Origin of the sequence: Devosia sp. MC532 (genome assembly GCF_016461625.1) — a bacterium.
In the GTDB taxonomy this organism is placed as follows: Bacteria; Pseudomonadota; Alphaproteobacteria; order Rhizobiales; family Devosiaceae; genus Devosia.
On sequence record NZ_JAEMNZ010000005.1, the window covers coordinates 232,284 to 250,055 of the forward strand.

At 58.6% G+C, this 17,772-nt stretch carries 18 protein-coding genes and 1 pseudogene; 10 read left to right on the forward strand and 9 right to left on the reverse strand.

Translation table 11 applies throughout. The annotated features are described in order from the left end of the window. Positions 1–55: 55 nt before the first annotated feature. Entirely contained in the window at positions 56–1,273 is a 1,218-nt protein-coding gene (locus JHC09_RS08760; RefSeq protein WP_199531628.1) for an MFS transporter, read from the forward strand. Here the strand turns inward: JHC09_RS08760 and JHC09_RS08765 are convergent, their stop codons facing one another. Further along, the gene (locus JHC09_RS08765; RefSeq protein WP_199531629.1) at positions 1,274–1,561 is read right to left on the reverse strand and encodes a hypothetical protein; all 288 of its coding nucleotides are present in this window, start codon (positions 1,559–1,561) and stop codon (positions 1,274–1,276) included. It lies immediately after the preceding gene. Positions 1,562–1,658: 97 nt separating this feature from the next. Here JHC09_RS08765 and JHC09_RS08770 point away from each other — a divergent pair, with 97 nt between their 5' ends. After that, positions 1,659–2,252: a 5'-methylthioadenosine/S-adenosylhomocysteine nucleosidase gene (locus JHC09_RS08770; RefSeq protein ID WP_199531630.1), complete on the forward strand. Its 594-nt coding sequence runs from the start codon at positions 1,659–1,661 to the stop codon at positions 2,250–2,252. Here JHC09_RS08770 and JHC09_RS08775 read toward each other — a convergent pair. Further along, on the reverse strand, positions 2,249–2,593 hold the full coding sequence (locus JHC09_RS08775; RefSeq protein ID WP_199531631.1) for a hypothetical protein: 345 nt from the start codon (positions 2,591–2,593) through the stop codon (positions 2,249–2,251). The two genes, JHC09_RS08770 and JHC09_RS08775, sit on opposite strands and share 4 nt — an antisense overlap. A gap of 107 nt (positions 2,594–2,700) precedes the next feature. On the opposite strand from JHC09_RS08775, the gene JHC09_RS08780 reads away from it, so the two are divergent. Further along, entirely contained in the window at positions 2,701–3,051 is a 351-nt protein-coding gene (locus JHC09_RS08780) for a hypothetical protein (RefSeq protein WP_169196360.1), read from the forward strand. 93 nt (positions 3,052–3,144) lie between these two features. Next, positions 3,145–3,609: pseudogene (locus JHC09_RS08785) on the forward strand (cell wall hydrolase); the annotation flags it as partial. Positions 3,610–3,614: 5 nt separating this feature from the next. Here the strand turns inward: JHC09_RS08785 and JHC09_RS08790 are convergent. From JHC09_RS08790 to JHC09_RS08800, 3 genes are all read right to left on the reverse strand, one after another. Beyond that, positions 3,615–3,893, reverse strand: coding sequence for an EscU/YscU/HrcU family type III secretion system export apparatus switch protein (locus JHC09_RS08790; protein WP_199531632.1), 279 nt, complete (start codon positions 3,891–3,893; stop codon positions 3,615–3,617). Then, entirely contained in the window at positions 3,890–5,575 is a 1,686-nt protein-coding gene (locus tag JHC09_RS08795; RefSeq protein ID WP_199531633.1) for a flagellar hook-length control protein FliK, read from the reverse strand. The genes JHC09_RS08790 and JHC09_RS08795 overlap by 4 nt, the downstream gene beginning before the upstream one ends. 75 nt (positions 5,576–5,650) lie before the next feature. Then, positions 5,651–6,391 carry a glycosyltransferase family 2 protein gene (locus JHC09_RS08800; protein ID WP_169196356.1) on the reverse strand — a complete coding sequence of 247 codons (741 nt, stop codon included), beginning with the start codon at positions 6,389–6,391 and terminating at the stop codon, positions 5,651–5,653. 178 nt (positions 6,392–6,569) lie between these two features. On the opposite strand from JHC09_RS08800, the gene JHC09_RS08805 reads away from it, so the two are divergent. After that, the gene (locus JHC09_RS08805; RefSeq protein WP_199531634.1) at positions 6,570–7,388 is read left to right on the forward strand and encodes an ion channel; all 819 of its coding nucleotides are present in this window, start codon (positions 6,570–6,572) and stop codon (positions 7,386–7,388) included. A 1-nt stretch (position 7,389) separates the two neighbouring features. On the opposite strand, the gene JHC09_RS08810 is transcribed toward JHC09_RS08805, so the two are convergent. Genes JHC09_RS08810 through JHC09_RS08825 form a run of 4 tightly spaced genes read right to left on the reverse strand, consistent with a single transcriptional unit; the run spans position 7,390 to position 12,376 of the window. Next, positions 7,390–10,092, reverse strand: coding sequence for a sensor histidine kinase (locus JHC09_RS08810; protein WP_199531635.1), 2,703 nt, complete (start codon positions 10,090–10,092; stop codon positions 7,390–7,392). Positions 10,093–10,096: 4 nt separating this feature from the next. Next, the gene (locus JHC09_RS08815; RefSeq protein ID WP_199531636.1) at positions 10,097–10,327 is read right to left on the reverse strand and encodes a hypothetical protein; all 231 of its coding nucleotides are present in this window, start codon (positions 10,325–10,327) and stop codon (positions 10,097–10,099) included. Further along, positions 10,320–10,694 carry a response regulator gene (locus JHC09_RS08820; RefSeq protein ID WP_169196352.1) on the reverse strand — a complete coding sequence of 125 codons (375 nt, stop codon included), beginning with the start codon at positions 10,692–10,694 and terminating at the stop codon, positions 10,320–10,322. The genes JHC09_RS08815 and JHC09_RS08820 overlap by 8 nt, the downstream gene beginning before the upstream one ends. A gap of 53 nt (positions 10,695–10,747) precedes the next feature. Next, positions 10,748–12,376 carry a short-chain fatty acyl-CoA regulator family protein gene (locus tag JHC09_RS08825; protein ID WP_282567675.1) on the reverse strand — a complete coding sequence of 543 codons (1,629 nt, stop codon included), beginning with the start codon at positions 12,374–12,376 and terminating at the stop codon, positions 10,748–10,750. 191 nt (positions 12,377–12,567) lie between these two features. On the opposite strand from JHC09_RS08825, the gene JHC09_RS08830 reads away from it, so the two are divergent. From JHC09_RS08830 to JHC09_RS08850, 5 genes are all read left to right on the forward strand, one after another. Beyond that, a complete protein-coding gene (locus JHC09_RS08830; RefSeq protein WP_199531638.1) occupies positions 12,568–13,926 on the forward strand; it encodes a substrate-binding protein in 1,359 nt (452 codons plus the stop codon). A 120-nt stretch (positions 13,927–14,046) separates the two neighbouring features. Further along, positions 14,047–15,078 (forward strand): branched-chain amino acid ABC transporter permease, encoded by a 1,032-nt coding sequence (locus JHC09_RS08835; protein ID WP_199531639.1) that lies wholly within the window; start codon positions 14,047–14,049, stop codon positions 15,076–15,078. 1 nt (position 15,079) lies between these two features. Continuing rightward, the gene (locus JHC09_RS08840) at positions 15,080–16,216 is read left to right on the forward strand and encodes a branched-chain amino acid ABC transporter permease (RefSeq protein ID WP_199531640.1); all 1,137 of its coding nucleotides are present in this window, start codon (positions 15,080–15,082) and stop codon (positions 16,214–16,216) included. Between the two features lie 11 nt (positions 16,217–16,227). Then, the gene (locus JHC09_RS08845) at positions 16,228–16,992 is read left to right on the forward strand and encodes an ABC transporter ATP-binding protein (protein WP_210338126.1); all 765 of its coding nucleotides are present in this window, start codon (positions 16,228–16,230) and stop codon (positions 16,990–16,992) included. Between the two features lie 50 nt (positions 16,993–17,042). Further along, positions 17,043–17,759: an ABC transporter ATP-binding protein gene (locus JHC09_RS08850; RefSeq protein ID WP_248306078.1), complete on the forward strand. Its 717-nt coding sequence runs from the start codon at positions 17,043–17,045 to the stop codon at positions 17,757–17,759. Positions 17,760–17,772: the final 13 nt, after the last annotated feature.

Below are 17,772 nucleotides of genomic sequence, written 5' to 3' on the forward strand. Positions count from 1 at the left end.
AAATAACGAGCGCTTGATCGCCGCAGGCGCCAGAAAGCTTCTGGGAGGGGCAGAAATGGAACGTCACTACGGTTGGGTCGTCGTTGCGGCGGGGGCCGTGATTACCTGCCTCGCAATGGGTGCCATGTTCGCCCTGCCCGTCTACCTTCAGCCTATGGCAGACGAAACCGGCTGGTCTCGAGCGGGTATTTCCGGCGCGATGACTGTTGGCTTTATCGTCATGGGCATCGCTGGCTTTGTCTGGGGCACCATCACCGATCGCATTGGCGCTAGACCCGTTATCGTCACCGCTGCTGTCATTCTCGGACTTGGCCTCTTCATCGCCAGCCGCACAGAAAATCTACTCGTCTTTCAATTCGCTTACGGCGGACTTGTGGGGGCTGCGGGTGGCGCATTCTTTGCGCCCTTGATCGCCACCACATTGGGCTGGTTCGACAAAAACCGTAGCCTTGCCGTTTCGCTCGTTACCTTGGGCGCAGGCGTTGCCCCCATGACCATGACGCCGCTCGCCACCATATTGATAGAAGCCATTGGCTGGCGGCAGTCGATGGCCGTCATCGGTCTAACCGCCGTGGCCGTCATCATTCCCTTAGGATTTCTCATCCGCAGCGCACCGCACGTGCAGTTGCAACCATCGAGCAGCGACATTGCTCCGGCTGCAAAAGAACCCAGCCGTATTGGCGAAATCTTCCGCACGCCGCAGTTCATCATTCTGGCGGGCGTGTTCTTTCTTTGCTGCGCCGCTCATTCTGGCCCGATCTTTCACACGGTGAGCTACGCCATATTGTGCGGCGCGACGCCTTTAGCGGCGGCAAGCATCTATAGTGTTGAGGGCCTGGCCGGGCTTGGCGGGCGCGTTCTTTTTGGCCTCATGGGAGACAAGCTCGGCGTTCGTCGCGTTATCGTCGGCGGGCTAGCGCTGCAAGCGATCGGCATCTATTGCTATATTTACGTCACCGAGCTGCAGCACTTCTACATGCTGGCCGTCGTTCTCGGACTCGTCTACGGCGGCGTGATGCCGCTCTATTCCGTTCTGGCGCGCGACTATTTCGGCCCCAAAGTTATGGGCACCGTGCTAGGCGGCATAACCATGACCTCCTCTATAGGCATGGCTTTCGGCCCGGTCGGCGGCGGGTATCTCTACGACACCTATGGCAGCTACCACTGGCTCTATATCGCCTCGGCTGCTGTGGGTATTGGCGCAGCTCTGCTGGCTCTGGTGTTCCCGCCTAAGTCAACCAATGACGATTTGGCAACGCCGCAACCGGCCTGATCACCAGCTCGGCGGCCAATAGACATTGTCGGCAAAATCACTCGGAATGGGCGACATGCGCGAAAGTGCAGTCGCCGCGAGATCAATCTCCTTGCACTGCCGCTGCACCCGCATGGGCATCGGATTGCCCGAGACATATTCTTCCATCTGCCATTGCTCGATATTCAGTACCGCTTTGCGACGCCGCGCTTCGGCAAAAACCTCTTCTATGCCGATAAGCCGATTAGCAGCGACAAATTGGCCGTTCTCGGTCCACTCGCGCCTATTCACGAAGTCAGTATAACGCATAACAAACACCCCAGTACGAAGGTGATTTCACGCCGAAAGTCTTACTGAATACCAAACGATCCTTGCTTCGTGATCACAACTGCGCTTAGGCAAGGGCATGACTATTCTCTATCTCATGGCCGCGCCTGCAGAATATGGCCCACACCTGCAAAAGCGTATTTCACCTGTCATGATCGGCATTGGTCCGGTCGAGGCGGCCGTGGGCACCATGCGTGCTCTCGCCGAACGCGCGACCAATCTTCCGACGCTGGTCGTTTCTTTGGGCTCTGCCGGGTCGCAGCGCCTTAATCAATGTGAAGTGTATCAAGCGACCTCGGTCGCTTATCGCGATATGGACGCCACAGCGCTAGGCTTTGAAAAGGGCCTAACACCCCTCGCCGATATCCCGATCACCATGCCCTTGGCACCACACGTGCCGGGCCTGAAGCCCGCCACGCTTTCGACAGGGGCAAATGTTGTGTCGGGTGCCGCTTATGACCGCGTAGCTGAAGATATGGTCGATATGGAGACCTTCGCCGTCCTGCGAGCTTGCCAGAGTTTTAGCGTGCCGCTGATCGCCTTGCGCGGCATCTCGGATGGCAAGTCAGACGTTACCGAGCTCGCTCACTGGACCCAATATCTCCATATCGTAGACGAGAAACTGGCCGAGGCCGTCGACATCATCGAGGCCTATTGGGCCAACCGCGCCTAGACCTCGGGATCTTGCTCTTTCTCGCGCTCCGCTTTTTTATCGCGGCGCGAGCGGCTCCAGTTGTTGTACCAGCGATTACCGCGCAAAACCGTGTAGTTCACCGGCTTCTGCAGGAAGATCAGATCAAGCGCCAGGAGCAGCAACCCGAGCGGCAACATCCACACGCCGAGCACCGGCAGGAAACTAAAAATCCCGCCGAAGACGAGGAGAATGCCCAAGGGGACGCGGATAATCCGCGCCTCAGGGCGACGCACGCGCGCCAACCATCGCGCCGCGAACGGCGGTATGCTCCGCTCCAGCCTATCAAACAGACGGTTCAGTCGCTGCGCACTCTTGTTCATTTGAGCACCTCTCATCTTCTTCTAAATGGCGCTGCACTGTGTTCGTTCAAGGGCAAGTCGGAACCTGCAGCCATTCTATCTCGTTGATTGGCAAAACGAGGATGACCATGACCATTGACGACATCTTACTCCGCCTCGGCGTTCGCCCAAAGAAGCGTGGACTTGAAGCCCAGCTCGAAAACCTGCGCCGCGACATCCGCAAACTGAGCCATAGTGCGACAAATCACGCCGGGCATTTGGCCGGTTCGGTTTCTCACAGGGCATCCCATGTCAGCGATGAATGGGGCGACAGCCTTGCCGATCTCACCAGAGAAGCCGCACGCTATGGCACCCAAATCGCTGAGACCGCAGGAGAACAATCGCGTCGCGCCGTACGCGCCGTCAAAAACGATCCGCTACCGGTTATCGCTGTCATCGGCACGATCGTATTGCTGAGCACCCTGCTTCGCAGCAAGTAATTGGATTTTAACCACATCTCTGAGGCTTTTCTTAAGCGTAACCGGGCAATTTCTGCCCAAGAGCTGCTTATGCACTAGTCTCGGAGATGGTCCATGCCCCGCCTGTCCAGCGCCCTATTGCGCCTCACCGCTGTCGCTATCACAGCGTCGACCCTTGGCGGGTGTTCTTTCCTCGGCATGAATTTCGCTTGGAACCAGATGAGCGAAAAAGAATGCATGATGCGCGCGATGTATTTCGAATCCAATCGCTCCAGCGCCGAGGGCATGCTTGCGGTCGGTACTGTTGTGGCCAATCGCGTAAACGATCCGCGCTATCCTAAATCCGTATGCGGCGTTGTCGGGCAGAAGAACCAGTTCGCTCAGGGCGTACTCACCAAGCCGATGACGGACAGCGGCGCTGTGCTCGCCTCACAGGTTGCAGACTCGGTGATGCGCGGCGATCGTCACCCCGGCGTGCAAAATGCCCAGCACTTCCACACCGCAGGGCTCAGCTTCCCGTACAACAACATGCACTACGTGCTCGAAGCGGGCGGCAACGCCTTCTATGAGAAGCGCTCGACCCGCTAAAACCCTTTGCTCTGGCGCAGCACGTAGCCAATGACCACGGCCATGGCCTCATAAAGCTCAACGGGAATTTCCTCGTCGAGGTCGACCCCGCTCAGCGCCTCTGCCAGTATCGGGTTGGTTTCCACGAGCACGCCGTGCTCTTCGGCCAGCTCGATAATCTTCTCAGCGACAAAGCCACGGCCCTTAGCAACAACGCGCGGGGCCTCGAGTGACCCCTCCTCATATTGCAGAGCGACCGCGATCCGCGGCTTGGTGGGCATTGCGTCATCGCTCATGTCGTCGCATCCACATAGCTATGGCCGGCAGCGCGTTCCGGGCTGGCTGGAGCCCCGACACGCACAATCACCGCGCCCGGTTGTAGTCCGACGCTCTCAAGCCCCGTTTGCAGCTGTTCAATGTGCTCTTTAAGCGCCTGCCCCGTCGCTTCTTGATCGGCCCAGATCAATACGTTGGTCCGCTTGCCACGCAGAGACAACTGCGCGCCGACTTCGCCCTGCTCGGCCAAATGGATTGCGAAACGAACCTGCCATCCGCGGTCGGCGGTTGGTGTCTCCTCTTCGGGCGCTTCCCCCTGAATTTGAAGGCTCAGCACCGTGTGGTGCCCGGCGTATTGCACCGGGATATCAAGGCTCCACGATTGATCCTGCCGCCCCACAGTTTGGCTTTGGTCCGGCATGGAAGCCCCTTGATGCAAGCGCAAGCGCGCCAGACTGGCCTCAGTCCGATCGAGAAGGATCTTGCCGATCTCGGTCGGATCGCGCGGTAGGCCATTGGCATCCTCACGATGCTGCCGCACCCGTGGATTGAGCCCCTTGAGCGGCGGAGGCAATTGCGACAATTGCTGCACCATCTCCGCATTACTCCCGAGCCATGCGCCGAGGGCGCGCTGCAGGCCCAGAAGTGATCCTTTGAGGTCGCCATTTGCGCTTTGCGCCTGACCAGCCCCTAGGAGTGTCTCATGGAAAATGCCCGATTGTTTGACGGCATTTTTGAGCACGAGCGGATCGATTGCGCCACCATCCAGATTCATCTGCTGGCCGAACACGCCCTGCGCCGCTTTCAGCACATCAGGCGGCAGAGGCACGCGGCCAGCGACCGCCGAAATGACCGAATTCAACGCCGCAACACTGTTCTGCTTTGGCAACGCTTGCGACACCATTTGCGCCACTGCCGCTTGCGCATTGGCAGTGGCCTGTGCGCTCGCGCTCTGCGGCGTCGCTGCGGAGGCCGCAGGATTGGCCGGCACCCCATCAGCACGCGCTGGCGAGCCTAGATTCGCCTGCCCAAACGGCTGCCCCGACGACGACATCCCATAAGGCGGGCGGTCACCCAGTTGTGCCGCCCCACCAGCATCAACCGCTGCGATAACGGGCATCGGCGCAGGCTGGTAGGCCACCGTCCCCTTCACAAAGGGCGGAACGGCAGTGGCAATAGGCAGCTGTGGCGGCGCATCAGAGCGCGCTCCTGCCTGGGGATTGGAATATTGCTGGTGCGTCGGTGCGTAAGTCTGTGCTGGCGGCGTCGGCGGCGGCAGCGGAGCACCCGGGGGCAAGGCCTGCGGCGTCACCGGAGCGCCACCATTGCTCGGCCCTGGCGGCGGCAAGGTCACATGCTGCGCCAAGGGCGAAAGCTGCACCTGCGTCGCGGGCGGATTAACCGGCAAAATGGGGGAGCCTGCTGGCGAACTGGTCGGCGGCGCCAGCGTATTTGTCACGGCCGGGGTGACCGAGAGCAGCGATACCCGAACCTGCCCCTCAACTTGCTGAACCGCTAATGTGAGCGTCGTACCAACCGGCTGGGCGGCGGGCAGTTGCAGTGTCATGGTCTGCCGCCCGACCTGAACTTCCGTCGAGCCATTGGGCAGCTGGCCAACCACGCGCGCTTCCACAGTCTGCCCCTGTTGACGGGCCAGAGCCTGAACGGCTGCTACACTTGGAAGATCAGTAGTGACACTCATAGATGGACTGCCTCCAACCGCGCCTGCGGTTGCATCAGTCTAACCTATCATTATCAGATTGAGAGTCCGCGAATTTTAATCGCGGATATCTTTATATTCCTTAGTGACAGGCTTGCCGCGGAACGTCACCCAGAAGAAATTTAGCGTGTAAGTTCCAGCAGTTGCGAAGACGCCTTCCTTCTCCAGACGACGACCGGAGGTCTTCATCCGCAGCTTATAGGTCCACTTCACATTGCCAACACGCGACAGGCGGACAGCCACGTCGGTGTCTTCACCGAAGAATTCGATTTCGCGATTATAGCCACCAACATCGGCCCAAGCCTGACGCTTGAACACGAAATTGCCGCCCTGCACCACAGAACCGACGCGCAGGATGTAGCGGTTGAGGATATAAATCAGCTTGGTCAGCAGATAAAAACCGCCAATCATCGCACGGTTGTGCCACGCCATATCGTAATAGATATAGGGGCCGGAAACGCACACCAGCTTTGGATCTGCCGCGTATTCGCGCATCACCACATCCAGCCAGCCTTCGGGCACGATGGTATCGCTGTCGATATTGGCGACGAGATCATAGCCCTCGCTCGCGGCAAAGCCCGCGTCGCGCGCATTGACCAGTCCCTTCTTGGGCTCATCAACCACGGTGACACCATCGAAACTGCGAGCAATCTCGCCGGTCCGGTCGGTCGAAGCGTTATTGACCACAATTACGTCGGCAGGAATGCCAGCGCGCTTAATTTCAGCCAGCACAGATTGGAGGCACTGACCAATCAGCACTTCTTCATTGTAGGCCGGAATAACAAAAGCAAGCTTCATAAGGCACCCTTGCCGCAGACAGCGCGGCGTTTATTAGGTTAACGCACATACAGTGATGCGCCCGTATCGGCAACACCGACCATGTCAGGAATTGGCACTTTTGGAACCGATATTGCGTTGAGGCTTTTGCAAGTGGTGGCGTGATACGCCGAGAATGCAACAAAACCTGCCGGGGACCATGGCAAATAGCGACGACACTTCACCGCAAGAAAAGCGTGTCCACGCACACCCTTTTACCCGGTTCCGATCTCTCCTGCGCATTCTCTACCACGGCCAATCGCCTATGGCCGTGCGGTTTCAAGCAACGATTCTGGTCGTCGATCTTGCCATTATTGGCTTCTTTATCGCGACGCCATTCTTACGCGAATCCAGCACCTATATCTGGTTCGACTATTCCATCGCTGCGCTTTTGGGGCTCGATCTCGTGGCGCGAGGCCTCGCGTCAACGCATCCATTGCGTTGGGCGCGGCAGCTGCCGGTTGTAATCGACATCTTTATTCTGATCACCCTTTTGGCCCCGACCTGGCTCTTCAACTTCGGCTTCTTGCGCATACTGCGCCTATGGACCCTATCGAAGTCCAACTTCTTCTGGCGCGATTTGGAAAAGCACGGGCTTTCGGACTACCGCGAGACCATCCAGGCCATCATCAACCTTTTGGTCTTCATCTTCGTCGTCACGGGGTTCGTCTATACCGCGTTTGCCAAGCGCGATTCTGACATCAATGGCTATATCGACGCGCTTTACTTCACCGTCACCACCATGACGACGACAGGCTTCGGCGACATCACCCTGCCCGGCCCCTTCGGAAAGCTCGTGTCGATCGTCATCATGATCATCGGCATTTCGCTGTTCGTGCGCCTCGCGCAGCTGGTGTTCCGTCCGCACAAGGTGTCCTTCCCTTGCCCGCAATGCGGCTTACGCCGTCACGAACCAGACGCCATCCACTGCAAGTCCTGTGGCCATATCCTCGCCATTCCAGATGATGGGCACGACTGAGCTATTTGATCACCGGCAGGCGAATACGAAAACTTGCGCCGGGTAACACGCCCGGCACAAGCTCCAGTGTGCCGTTCATCCGCGTCACGATCTGGCGGCTAATGGCAAGCCCCAGACCCGCGCCACCTTGATCCCCGCTCCCCTCCACACCGCGCCAGAATTTCTGGAACACGAGCTTGCGGTTACGCTTGGAAATCCCCGGGCCGTTGTCAGAGATTTCGACGACATATTTGCCCGCCCGCACCGAAGAGGAAATCCGCACCAACGGCTCCTCCGCATCGTTGTATTTCACGGCGTTGGAAATGAGGTTGATGAAAACCTGACACAGCCGGTCAGCGTCCCCCTCGATCATGGTCACATGGGAGCGCTCACCCAGTTCGAGCCGCATCCCCCGTTGCCGCAACAGCGCATCGCAAACCGTGATCGCCCGGTCGAGCGCAATTTCCGCATCAACGGGCTGGTTTTGCCAACTCCGCTCCCCACGCTCCAGCGCACTCAAATCGAGGATTTCATCGAGTAATCGCGTTAAGCGCAGGCTCTCTTGATGGATGGTGGTGGTGAACTTGCGCCTTTGCCCATCGTCCAAATCGCCCGCTTCCAGCAGGATTTCAGAGAACGAACGGATCGAGGTCATCGGCGTGCGCACCTCATGGCTCACCTGACTGAGGAACTCGTCCTTCTGGCTATCGAGCTCGCGCAACTGCGCATTGGCATCCTCCAGCTTGCGCGCCGTAACCCGCAACTCCGCCGAGGTTTTCTCCAATTGCTGCGAATATTCAATGACTTGCTGAGTTTCGTCAGCCATCTGCATCATCTCTTCGAGCGACACGTCACCACCGGCCACAACCTTGGACAGCATAACGTGGGCCGAAGATGCGCCAATCGAACCCGCCAGTTCGCGCTCAAGTCGCCCGATAAACTCCGGCGTCGGCTCAAGCAGCGCTGGCTCCACCCCACTCTCGCGCGCCGCGCTTTCAAACAGCGCCGCAGCCCGCCGATCGCCCAGCACACGCTCAGCCACAAAGTAGAGATCATTTGCGGTCGCCGACCCTCGCATAAAATTATGCTGCAGGAGATTGCCGCGCTTGAACACATCGACAAACGCCGTCGCTTGAATGCGCTCCAAGGTTGAAGGGGTCGTTACGAGAGACCCAATGATCAGCACAGCGATGTTGACCGACAGGCTCCAGAACGTGGCATGAGCGAGGGAGTCCCAGCCTTCAAGCCCAAACATGGCTTCCGGTCGCAACCAGCTTATGCCCCAAGGCCCAGCCTGCAACAGCGCCGAAACCGAAGGCGAGACACTCTCGAACGAGGGCAGGAAGCAGCACCATGCCCAAACAATAAAGCCAGCGAGAATGGCGGTCGTCACCGCCTTGAGCGAAGCGTCTTTCCAAAAGATCGCCGCCAGAAGCGACGGGAAAAACTGCGCAATTGCGGCGAATGAAATCAGCCCAATCGGCGCCAGCGCATCGCTGTCACGCGTGAAGAAATAGTAGAAGAACCCAAGCGACAGGATCAGAACGATGGATACCCGTCGCGCCGGCAGCAGCACATGGCTCACCCCTTGCCCGTCAGAGTTTTGCCCCGCCGCCGTGAAGCGGAGCACCAGCGGCATAATGATATGGTTCGAGACCATGATCGAGAGCGCGATGGACTCCAGAATGATCATCGACGTCGCCGACGAGAACCCGCCTATAAAGGCAAACAGCGCCAGACCTGTCTGCCCGGATTGCAGCGGAATGGTCAGCGCGAACATATCCGGATTTGCGCCCGGCTCCGATACCGTCAGCCCATAGATGGCGATGGGCAGGATAAAGACGCTCATCAGCATCATATAGGCCGGGAACACCCAGCCTGCGACGCGCAGATGATCCTCATTGGAGTTCTCAACCACCGTCACCTGAAACTGTCGCGGCAAGCAGACAATCGCTGCCACCGACAAGATCATGGTCGTAATCCAACGACTATCAAAGCTGTGCCGCGTATCGAGCACAATGCCACTCTCAGCGGCGCGGGTGAAAATGCCCTCAAAACCGCCCCCGATGTAGACCACAAAGAGCCCTACCGCGACCAAGGCGACGAGTTTGACAACCGCTTCAAAGGCAATGGCAGCAACCACCCCGTGGTGCTGCTCCTTGGCGTCGACATGCCGTGTGCCAAAGAGAATTGTGAACAGCGCCATCCCGGCTGCAATGCCGAAGGCGAGACCGATGTCATCAATCCCCTTCAAACTGCCTTGGCCGAATTCCGACGCGCCAGCAACGGCCTGAATAGACGATGTCACCGCCTTCAACTGCAGCGCGATGTAAGGCGCAATCCCGACCACGGCGATGCAAGTAACCAAAACGCCCAAGCGGCTCGACTTGCCGAAACGCGACGACAAAAGGTCGGCGACCGACGTGATGCGATGGATATGACCAATCCGCACCAAACGCCGCAAAAGAAAATACCAACCGACGAACACCAGCGTCGGCCCAAGGTAAATCGTTAGGAATTCCAAGCCACTACGGGCCGCGTTTCCCACCGCACCATAAAAGGTCCAACTGGTGCAATAGACCGAAATGGAGAGCGTGTAGACCAGCGAGGAATTGAGCCAGGATTTTTGCCCCTGCCGTGCGCGCCGATCCCCGACATAGGCCAAAAGGAACAGCAGGCCGACATAAGCTATAGCTGTCGCGATGACGAAATCAGCTGACAGCATTGCCCTACCCGCCTTCGCCCTTGCGCCCGCGCTTGCGGCCCACGGCGGCGTTTAAAACAGCCGTCGCAGCGATCATCAGCGCCCATACCGCGAAGAGATAAGCGACGATGTTGGGAATGCCGAAGATATGGGCTGGATGATTGAACAGATGCACAAACGGTGGCAGCACCAGCAGCGCTGAGCCTATCGTCAGCACCAACAGACCCGCAACCAATTTGCGGTGGCGCTCAACCATCTTCGCCCAACAATTGCCGAACCACGCCCACCACCTCAGCATTGGCATAGGGCTTGGTTACAAAGGCATCTGCGCCCAGATCTTCGGCAATGCGTCGATCCTGCTGCTGGCCTTTTGCAGTCAAAATGAGCACGGGCAGGTCCCGCGTACTCGCTTCGCTGCGCAGCTGTTTGAGCACATCAAAGCCACTGCGCTTCGGCAGCATAACGTCGAGCACCAAAACGCGAGGGCGATTGAATCGCACTCTTTCCAAGACGGCGTCGCCATCGGTCACTGATTCAATATTCCACCCCGCACGGCGCAGAATAAAGTCGAGCGAATCCAATATGCTTGGCTCATCTTCGGCAATCAAAACATCGATAGCCAATTTCCCCCCTTGCCCGCAGTCTCCCCTCCGCAGGCAGGACTAGTTACGCATAATCAAGGCGCGGAGCCAAGGGTAAATCCATCAGGCACCAGCGCGGTCCGCATGGCTGGCACACTCCCAGAGGGGCCCATCGCTTCCTCTTGGCGGCTGGTGCAATCGGCCCGCGTACACAATCGGCAGCTTGGCCCAACAGGCACGTCGGCCGCGCTATCGGCCAAATTCATGCCCCTGCCATAAACGGTGCGATCCACATGCAGCACGTCACATGCGAGCATCACCGAGGCCATGACCGGCACTTCATGAAACGCCGCAGACCGCCGCTGCACAGTCCGTGCCAGAAACAAATATCGCCCACCGTCCGAGAACTGCACCAACTGCCGCACCGGCACGTCGGGCGTGCGGAAAGCCCCATAGATCGCCCAAAGCGGACACGCGTGACCCGAGTATGGCAGCAGCAAGCCGGGCAAGGGGAAATGCTTGGTGAGGCGCCCTGCAGGGTCGGACCGCAAAAAGCCGAAGGGAATGCCTTCCTCACCGCGCCGTCTCAACGTCACCAGCCGATGCGCCACCTGCTCGTAGCTGGCGTTAAAATGCTGGCGCAGCGCGTCAATATCATAGGCCGCCGCTTCCGCCGCCGCCAGAAACTGAGAATAGGGAAACACAATCGCCCCAGCGAGGTAGGACCCAAGCGCCCGACGCGCGAGACGCAACGCCTCTTCTGTCGTTAGCTTGAAACTGGCCATCTCACGATCGATCACATCCGCGGCTGTCATTTCCCCAAAGAGCCGCGCCAGCTGAAACTGCCGCGTCGCAAGTGTGCTCGCCCCCTGCAGCCAGAGAATGTTGCTCGGCGGATCAAACCGATACTGCCCCGGAAAATCCGTCCCGCGCCCCGGCGCTTTTCCCCCCACCACAACGCGCACCCCGAATTTATCCTCAAGGAGCCGCGTCAGCGTCGTCATGCCAAAGCCCCCGCCCGCATCGATCTGCAAGCGCAAACCCATCGCCGCGTCTTCCAGCGACTGGAAATAGTTCTCTCGCTCGATAAGAAGATCATCGATCTCGCGCGCCGGCGAAACACTGCGCCGCGCATCGCTGGCGTTTTCAAAGTGACCGATCAGATTGCGCGCCAGATCGCTCAGACTGCGGGTTTCGCGCCCAATGGCATCAACAAACCGCCTGCGTTCCGCCTCCCCCAAGTCTGGCACATCCTCGAGAATTTCCGCCCCCGAGCGCACTGCCGTGATGCTCGACAACACTTGGTGCAGCAATTGCGCCAACAAGGGGTCCGAGCGTAGCCGGTCCGCATAACTGTCGGCATGTTCTAAAGCCTGCACATAAGCCCTATGCACCCGCGCCAGTGCCATGGCGCTCGCCGGATATTGCGCCACGAGATTGCGCTGCTCATCCGGCTGGAACGGCAGTGAATCAAGCAGCGGGTCCGCGTAAATTTCTTCGAGGTCTGAGAGCAGTTTGCTTTCTGCCTCGCCGGTCAGATCATCAATATTGATGTTGAGCTCATGCGCAATGCGCTGCAGGAGCGCCCCCGCAACGTCGCGCTTATTGTTCTCGATCAAGTTCAGATAGCTGGGTGAGATACCAATTCTACGCGCCAGATCCGCCTGAGAAATCTTCAAAGATTTCCGCGCATTACTGACCCTAAACCCAATCGGCGCACGCATTTTCCGCCCCCACCACAACAGCGATCAGTAAATGAATTGACAAATACCAGACACCATTAGATCAAGTCTTTACAAAATATTCGAGCTTTTACAATGACCTATTGTCGAGATTTTCTAATCGCGTGAATACTGCGGTGTGCGGTGAGCCATTGGCAAAGTATCAATTGCCCCGCGCGCAAAGGAGGAGATCAATGACACTACTCACGCGTGGATTGAACCGACGCAGGGTTTTGCAGACTGGCATGGCGGGCATCATCGGTACCGGTGTTGCTCCTATGGTGTTCACCCAGGGGGCTTGGGCTCAAGAGTTCTGCAACAACCCGACTGGTGACACTGTTACCATCGGCCTCAACCTGCCCCTGACCGGCGCTTACGCCGAAGAAGGTGCTGACGAACAGAAAGCTTATGAGCTGGCAATTGCGCACCTGAACGGTGAAGGCGATGGCGGTCTGCTCAATGTGCTCACCCCCACTGCCCTCAAGGGCAACGGCATCCTCGGCAAGAAGGTCGGCTATGTGTCGTCCGACAGCCAGACCAAATCCGACGTGGCGCGTGCTGGTGCCACCCGCATGATCGAACGCGACGGCGCTATCATGATCACCGGCGGTTCGTCCTCAGGTGAAGCGATTGCGGTGCAGAGCCTGTGTCAGGAACTCGGCATCATCTTCATGGCCGGGCTAACGCACTCCAACGACACCACCGGCAAGGACAAGCGTCGTTATGGCTTCCGCCATTTCTTCAACGCTTACCAGTCCGGTATCGCTCTCGGTCCAGTTCTCGGCGAGCAGTATGGCAAGGCCCGTCGCGCCTACCACCTCACCGCCGACTACACTTGGGGCTGGACCCAGGAAGAATCGATCAAGGCTGCTACCGAAGCACTCGGTTGGGAAACCGTTGCCACCGTTCGCACCCCGCTCGGCTCGTCCGACTACTCTCAGTACCTCACCCCAATTCTGAACTCGGGCGCGGACGTACTGATCCTCAACCACTACGGCCTCGACATGGTGAACTCGCTGCCACAGGCAGTTCAGTTCGGTTTGCGTGACCGTCAGGCTAACGGTCACCAGTTCGAAATCGTCACTCCGCTCATCTCCGAGTTGATGGCGAAGGGCGCTGGCGAAGCTGTTCGTGGCGTCTTCGGCACCTCGAACTGGCACTGGAACCTGCAAGACCCAGGCTCTATCGCCTTCACCAAGTCGTTCGGCGCTGCTTACGGCTCGCCGCCGTCACAGGCCGCGCATACGGCCTATGTGCAGATGCTGCTTTACGCAGATGCCGTTGAACGCGCTGGCACCTTCTATCCGCCAGAAGTCATCAAGGCCCTTGAAGGCCATGAGTTCGACGGCATGGGTAACGGCAAGACGCTCTACCGCGCTGAAGACCACCAGTGCATGAAGTCCGTTCTTGTGGTGCAGGGTAACGCCGCTCCGACCAGCGAATTCGACGTTCTCAACGTCGTTCAGGAAGTCGATCGCGAGACCGCAACCTACGACGCGTCGATCTTTGGCGGCGAGCTCGGCCCGGCAGAACCCGCGCCTATGTGCGCGTAAGAGGCCTCTGGCCTCTTCTGACACACCGGTCAGCACTGTGATCAGCCCTCTCCCTTCGCGGGGAGAGGGCAAGCTCTCAATGACCACACGGCGCATCGGTCAAAGCGTAGGACGCTCCTCATGTTCGAAGTTATCTTTCTGCAATTTCTCAATGGGCTTGATAAGGGCGCGGCATACGCGCTGATCGCCCTTGGGCTCACCCTGGTGTTCGGCACCCTCGGCGTGGTCAATTTCGCCCACGGCGCCCTGTTCATGCTCGGCGCATTCATCGCCGTCACCGTGCGCATGTTCCTCACCCTGGAAACAGTCACGCTTGATCCAGAAAAACTCTCCCCCTGGGGTGCGCCGCTGGAAATCCGTGAGCCGCTGGTACAGGCCTGGCTTGGCGATTTCGGTGCCGTGCTGGTGAACTATTCCGTGCCGGTTTCCATCATCGTTGCCATCCCGATCATGCTGGTCATTGGCATCGCGCTGGAACGCGGCATCATCAAGCATTTTTACAAGCGTCCTCATGCCGAACAGATCCTTGTCACCTTCGGCCTCGCCATTGTGGCGCAGGAAGTGATCAAGTCGATCTTCGGCCCCAACCCAATGCCACAGCCCATGCCCATTGAGCTGCGTGGTGCCGCCGATATCGGCGCTTGGCTTGGCATGCAGGCCAATATCATCACCTACCCCATCTGGCGTTTGGTCTACTTCCTCTTCGCCGCAGTAATCATCGGTGGCGTGTTCGCCTTCCTCCAGTTCACCACCTTCGGCATGGTCGTTCGTGCTGGCATGGCTGATCGCGAAACCGTGGGCCTTCTGGGCATCAACATCGACCGTCGCTTCACCATCATGTTCGGCCTCGCCGCCGTCGTCGCAGGCCTGGCAGGCGTCATGTATACGCCGCTGCTGCCGCCCAACTATCACATCGGCATGGACTTCCTCGTCCTCTCCTTTGTGGTCGTAGTGGTGGGTGGCATGGGGTCTCTGCCTGGCGCGGTTGCCGCTGGCTTTATGCTCGGCATCCTCCAGTCCTTCGCGTCCATGAACCAGGTGAAGGCCGTCATCCCTGGCATCGACCAGATCATCATCTATCTGATTGCCGTTGTTATTCTACTCGTGCGTCCACGTGGTCTGATGGGCCGCCGCGGCGTCATGGAGAGCTAAGATGAACCTATCCATGTCCCGTCAGGACCTCACCCTCTTCCTCGGCTTTACCGCCGTCGTCCTACTCATGCCGATCTGGCTGGCGCCCTTTGGCGCTTCCTATCCGGATTTGATGCAGCGCTTCATGATCTTCGGCATCATGGCCGTTGGCTTCAACATTCTCTTCGGCCTTACCGGCTACCTCAGCTTTGGCCACGCCGCCTTCTTTGGTGTGGGCTCCTACACCGCCGTCTGGTCTTTCAAATTGCTCACCCTCGACGTGATCCCGGCGATTATCTTTGCCATCATCGTCTCGGGTCTGTTTGCTCTGGTCATCGGCTTCCTCTGCCTCCGTCGTTCGGGGATCTATTTCTCGATCCTGACCCTCGCTTTTGCGCAGATGAGCTACAACCTCGCCTATTCGGTTCTGACCCCGATCACCAATGGTGAAACCGGGCTGCAGCTCACCCTTGGCGACACCCGTGTCGTCGACGCATTGGTTGGCCATACCTATGTCGGCCAGCCGGTCCCGACATTCCTGGGCTCCCAAATGGGCGGCCTCGGCGGCTTCTACTTCTGCGCCGTCTTCCTGATCGTCGCCTTCTTCATCGCCCAGCGCATTGCTGGCTCGCCATTTGGCATGATGCTGAAATCGATCAAGTCCAACCAGACGCGTATGCAGTTCACCGGCTTCAACACCCGCCCCTATGCGCTATCGGCTTTCGTCATCTCGGGCATGTATGCCGGTCTCGCCGGTGCACTGCTTGCCGTAACCGACCCACTGGCAGGCGCTGAACGCATGCAGTGGACCGCATCGGGCGAAATCGTGCTCATGACCATCCTTGGTGGTGTTGGCACGCTCGTTGGCCCAGTCATCGGCGCTTGGGTGATCAAGTATTTTGAAAACATCTTGTCGGCACTCAACGACAACGTTCTCAAAGCCTTCTGGAGCTTCTTGCCCGATGGTGTGGCCGATGTGGTTGTCACCATCACCAGCAAGTTCGTTGGCGACGGTTGGCACCTCACCTTGGGCCTTGTCTTCGTGATCATCGTGATCTTCCTGCCCGGTGGCATCATGGAAGGCGCTCGCCGCGTCAACAATGCCATCACGAAACGCCGTGGCGGTCAGCGCCGCGCCGCACCACAAGCTGCTGAATAGGAGAACGTATAATGAGCACTCCAAATATCGTTCTCCACGTTGCCGACGTCCATAAGCGCTTCGGTGGCCTGCACGCTCTGGCCGACATCGACCTTGTGGTTGAGGAAGGCAAAACCCACGCGATTATCGGCCCCAATGGGGCCGGTAAATCCACCCTGCTCAATGTCATCATCGGCAAGCTCGCGCCAACATCCGGCCAAGTGGTCTTCGATGGTGCCAATCTCACCGGCAGAAAGCCCTATGAGATCAATCAGCTCGGCATCGCCCGCGTGTTTCAGACGCCCGAAATCTTCGCCGATTTGAGCGTTCTGCATAACGTCATGATCCCGGCCTTCGCCAAGCGCGATGGCCAGTTCACCCTCAACATGCTGCGTTCACTCGATAGCGAAACCATCATTCGCCAAGAGGCCGAGCACATGCTGGAGGATGTGGGCATGCTCAATCGCCAGCACATGCAGGCGGGCAGTCTCAGCCGTGGCGACAAGCGTCGTATGGAATTGGCCATGTGCCTTATCCAGCACCCACGCCTGCTGCTGCTCGATGAGCCGACCGCTGGCATGAGCCGCCACGATACCAACACCACCATCGAGCTCCTCAAGAAGATCAAAAGCCGTGGCATGACCAAGGTGATCATCGAGCACGACATGCATGTGGTGTTCTCGCTAGCCGACAAGATCTCCGTGCTCGCGCAGGGGCGTATCATCGCCGATGGCACCCCTGACGAAGTGCGCGGCAATCCCAAGGTGCAAGAAGCCTATCTCGGAGGAACCCACTGATGAGCGCGGTTGCAATGCAAATGGACACAACAACCTCACACGCCGCGGCCATGGAAACGTCCCGCCCGTTTTTCTCCGTGCGTGATATCCACGCCTATTACGGTGAAAGCTACATCGTGCAGGGCGTTAGCCTCGACATCCGCAAGGGCGAAATCCTCGCCCTGCTCGGACGCAACGGCGCTGGCAAATCTTCAACACTGCGCACCATCGCCCGCACCGCCAATCCGCACATGCGCCAAGGGGAAATCTGGCTCGACGGTGAACCCGTCCATGCCATGAAGAACTTTGAGGCGGCGCGCGCGGGCATTCAGCTGGTGCAGGAAGATCGCCGCATCATCCAGGGCCTCACCGTCGAGGAAAACATCAAGCTGGCTAAGGTCGCGCCAGGCAACGGCTGGAGCCTTGAACAGATCTACGAGAGTTTTCCGCGCCTTGCTGAGCGTCGCATGCAGGAAGGCGTCACGCTTTCCGGTGGCGAGCAGCAAATGCTGGCCATAGCCCGCGCCCTCGCCCGCAATCTCAAGCTGCTGCTCCTTGATGAGCCCTACGAAGGCTTGGCCCCAGTGATCGTCCACGAAATTGAGCGCATTCTGCATTCGATCAAGCCCTTGGGCATCACCACCATTATCGTCGAACAAAACGCCGTTGCTGCGCTCAAGCTGGCCGACCGCGCCGTCATTCTCGACACGGGTGAAGTGGCCTTCGCCGGCACCGCCAAGGAAGTCCTCGATAACACCGAACTCCGCCACGAATATCTGGCGATCTGATCTTTCTCTCTCG

Bases quoted from the DNA above. Each gene is read 5' to 3' on its own strand.
- JHC09_RS08830 (WP_199531638.1), top strand. From the start codon at position 12,568: ATGACACTACTCACGCGTGGATTGAACCGACGCAGGGTTTTGCAGACT.
- JHC09_RS08765 (WP_199531629.1), bottom strand. From the start codon at position 1,561: ATGCGTTATACTGACTTCGTGAATAGGCGCGAGTGGACCGAGAACGGC.
- JHC09_RS08825 (WP_282567675.1), bottom strand. From the start codon at position 12,376: ATGCGTGCGCCGATTGGGTTTAGGGTCAGTAATGCGCGGAAATCTTTG.
- JHC09_RS08790 (WP_199531632.1), bottom strand. From the start codon at position 3,893: ATGAGCGATGACGCAATGCCCACCAAGCCGCGGATCGCGGTCGCTCTG.
- JHC09_RS08795 (WP_199531633.1), bottom strand. From the start codon at position 5,575: ATGAGTGTCACTACTGATCTTCCAAGTGTAGCAGCCGTTCAGGCTCTG.
- JHC09_RS08845 (WP_210338126.1), top strand. From the start codon at position 16,228: ATGAGCACTCCAAATATCGTTCTCCACGTTGCCGACGTCCATAAGCGC.
- JHC09_RS08800 (WP_169196356.1), bottom strand. From the start codon at position 6,391: ATGAAGCTTGCTTTTGTTATTCCGGCCTACAATGAAGAAGTGCTGATT.
- JHC09_RS08810 (WP_199531635.1), bottom strand. From the start codon at position 10,092: ATGCTGTCAGCTGATTTCGTCATCGCGACAGCTATAGCTTATGTCGGC.
- JHC09_RS08835 (WP_199531639.1), top strand. From the start codon at position 14,047: ATGTTCGAAGTTATCTTTCTGCAATTTCTCAATGGGCTTGATAAGGGC.
- JHC09_RS08815 (WP_199531636.1), bottom strand. From the start codon at position 10,327: ATGGTTGAGCGCCACCGCAAATTGGTTGCGGGTCTGTTGGTGCTGACG.
- JHC09_RS08760 (WP_199531628.1), top strand. From the start codon at position 56: ATGGAACGTCACTACGGTTGGGTCGTCGTTGCGGCGGGGGCCGTGATT.
- JHC09_RS08770 (WP_199531630.1), top strand. From the start codon at position 1,659: ATGACTATTCTCTATCTCATGGCCGCGCCTGCAGAATATGGCCCACAC.
- JHC09_RS08850 (WP_248306078.1), top strand. From the start codon at position 17,043: ATGGAAACGTCCCGCCCGTTTTTCTCCGTGCGTGATATCCACGCCTAT.
- JHC09_RS08775 (WP_199531631.1), bottom strand. From the start codon at position 2,593: ATGAACAAGAGTGCGCAGCGACTGAACCGTCTGTTTGATAGGCTGGAG.
- JHC09_RS08780 (WP_169196360.1), top strand. From the start codon at position 2,701: ATGACCATTGACGACATCTTACTCCGCCTCGGCGTTCGCCCAAAGAAG.
- JHC09_RS08840 (WP_199531640.1), top strand. From the start codon at position 15,080: ATGAACCTATCCATGTCCCGTCAGGACCTCACCCTCTTCCTCGGCTTT.
- JHC09_RS08805 (WP_199531634.1), top strand. From the start codon at position 6,570: ATGGCAAATAGCGACGACACTTCACCGCAAGAAAAGCGTGTCCACGCA.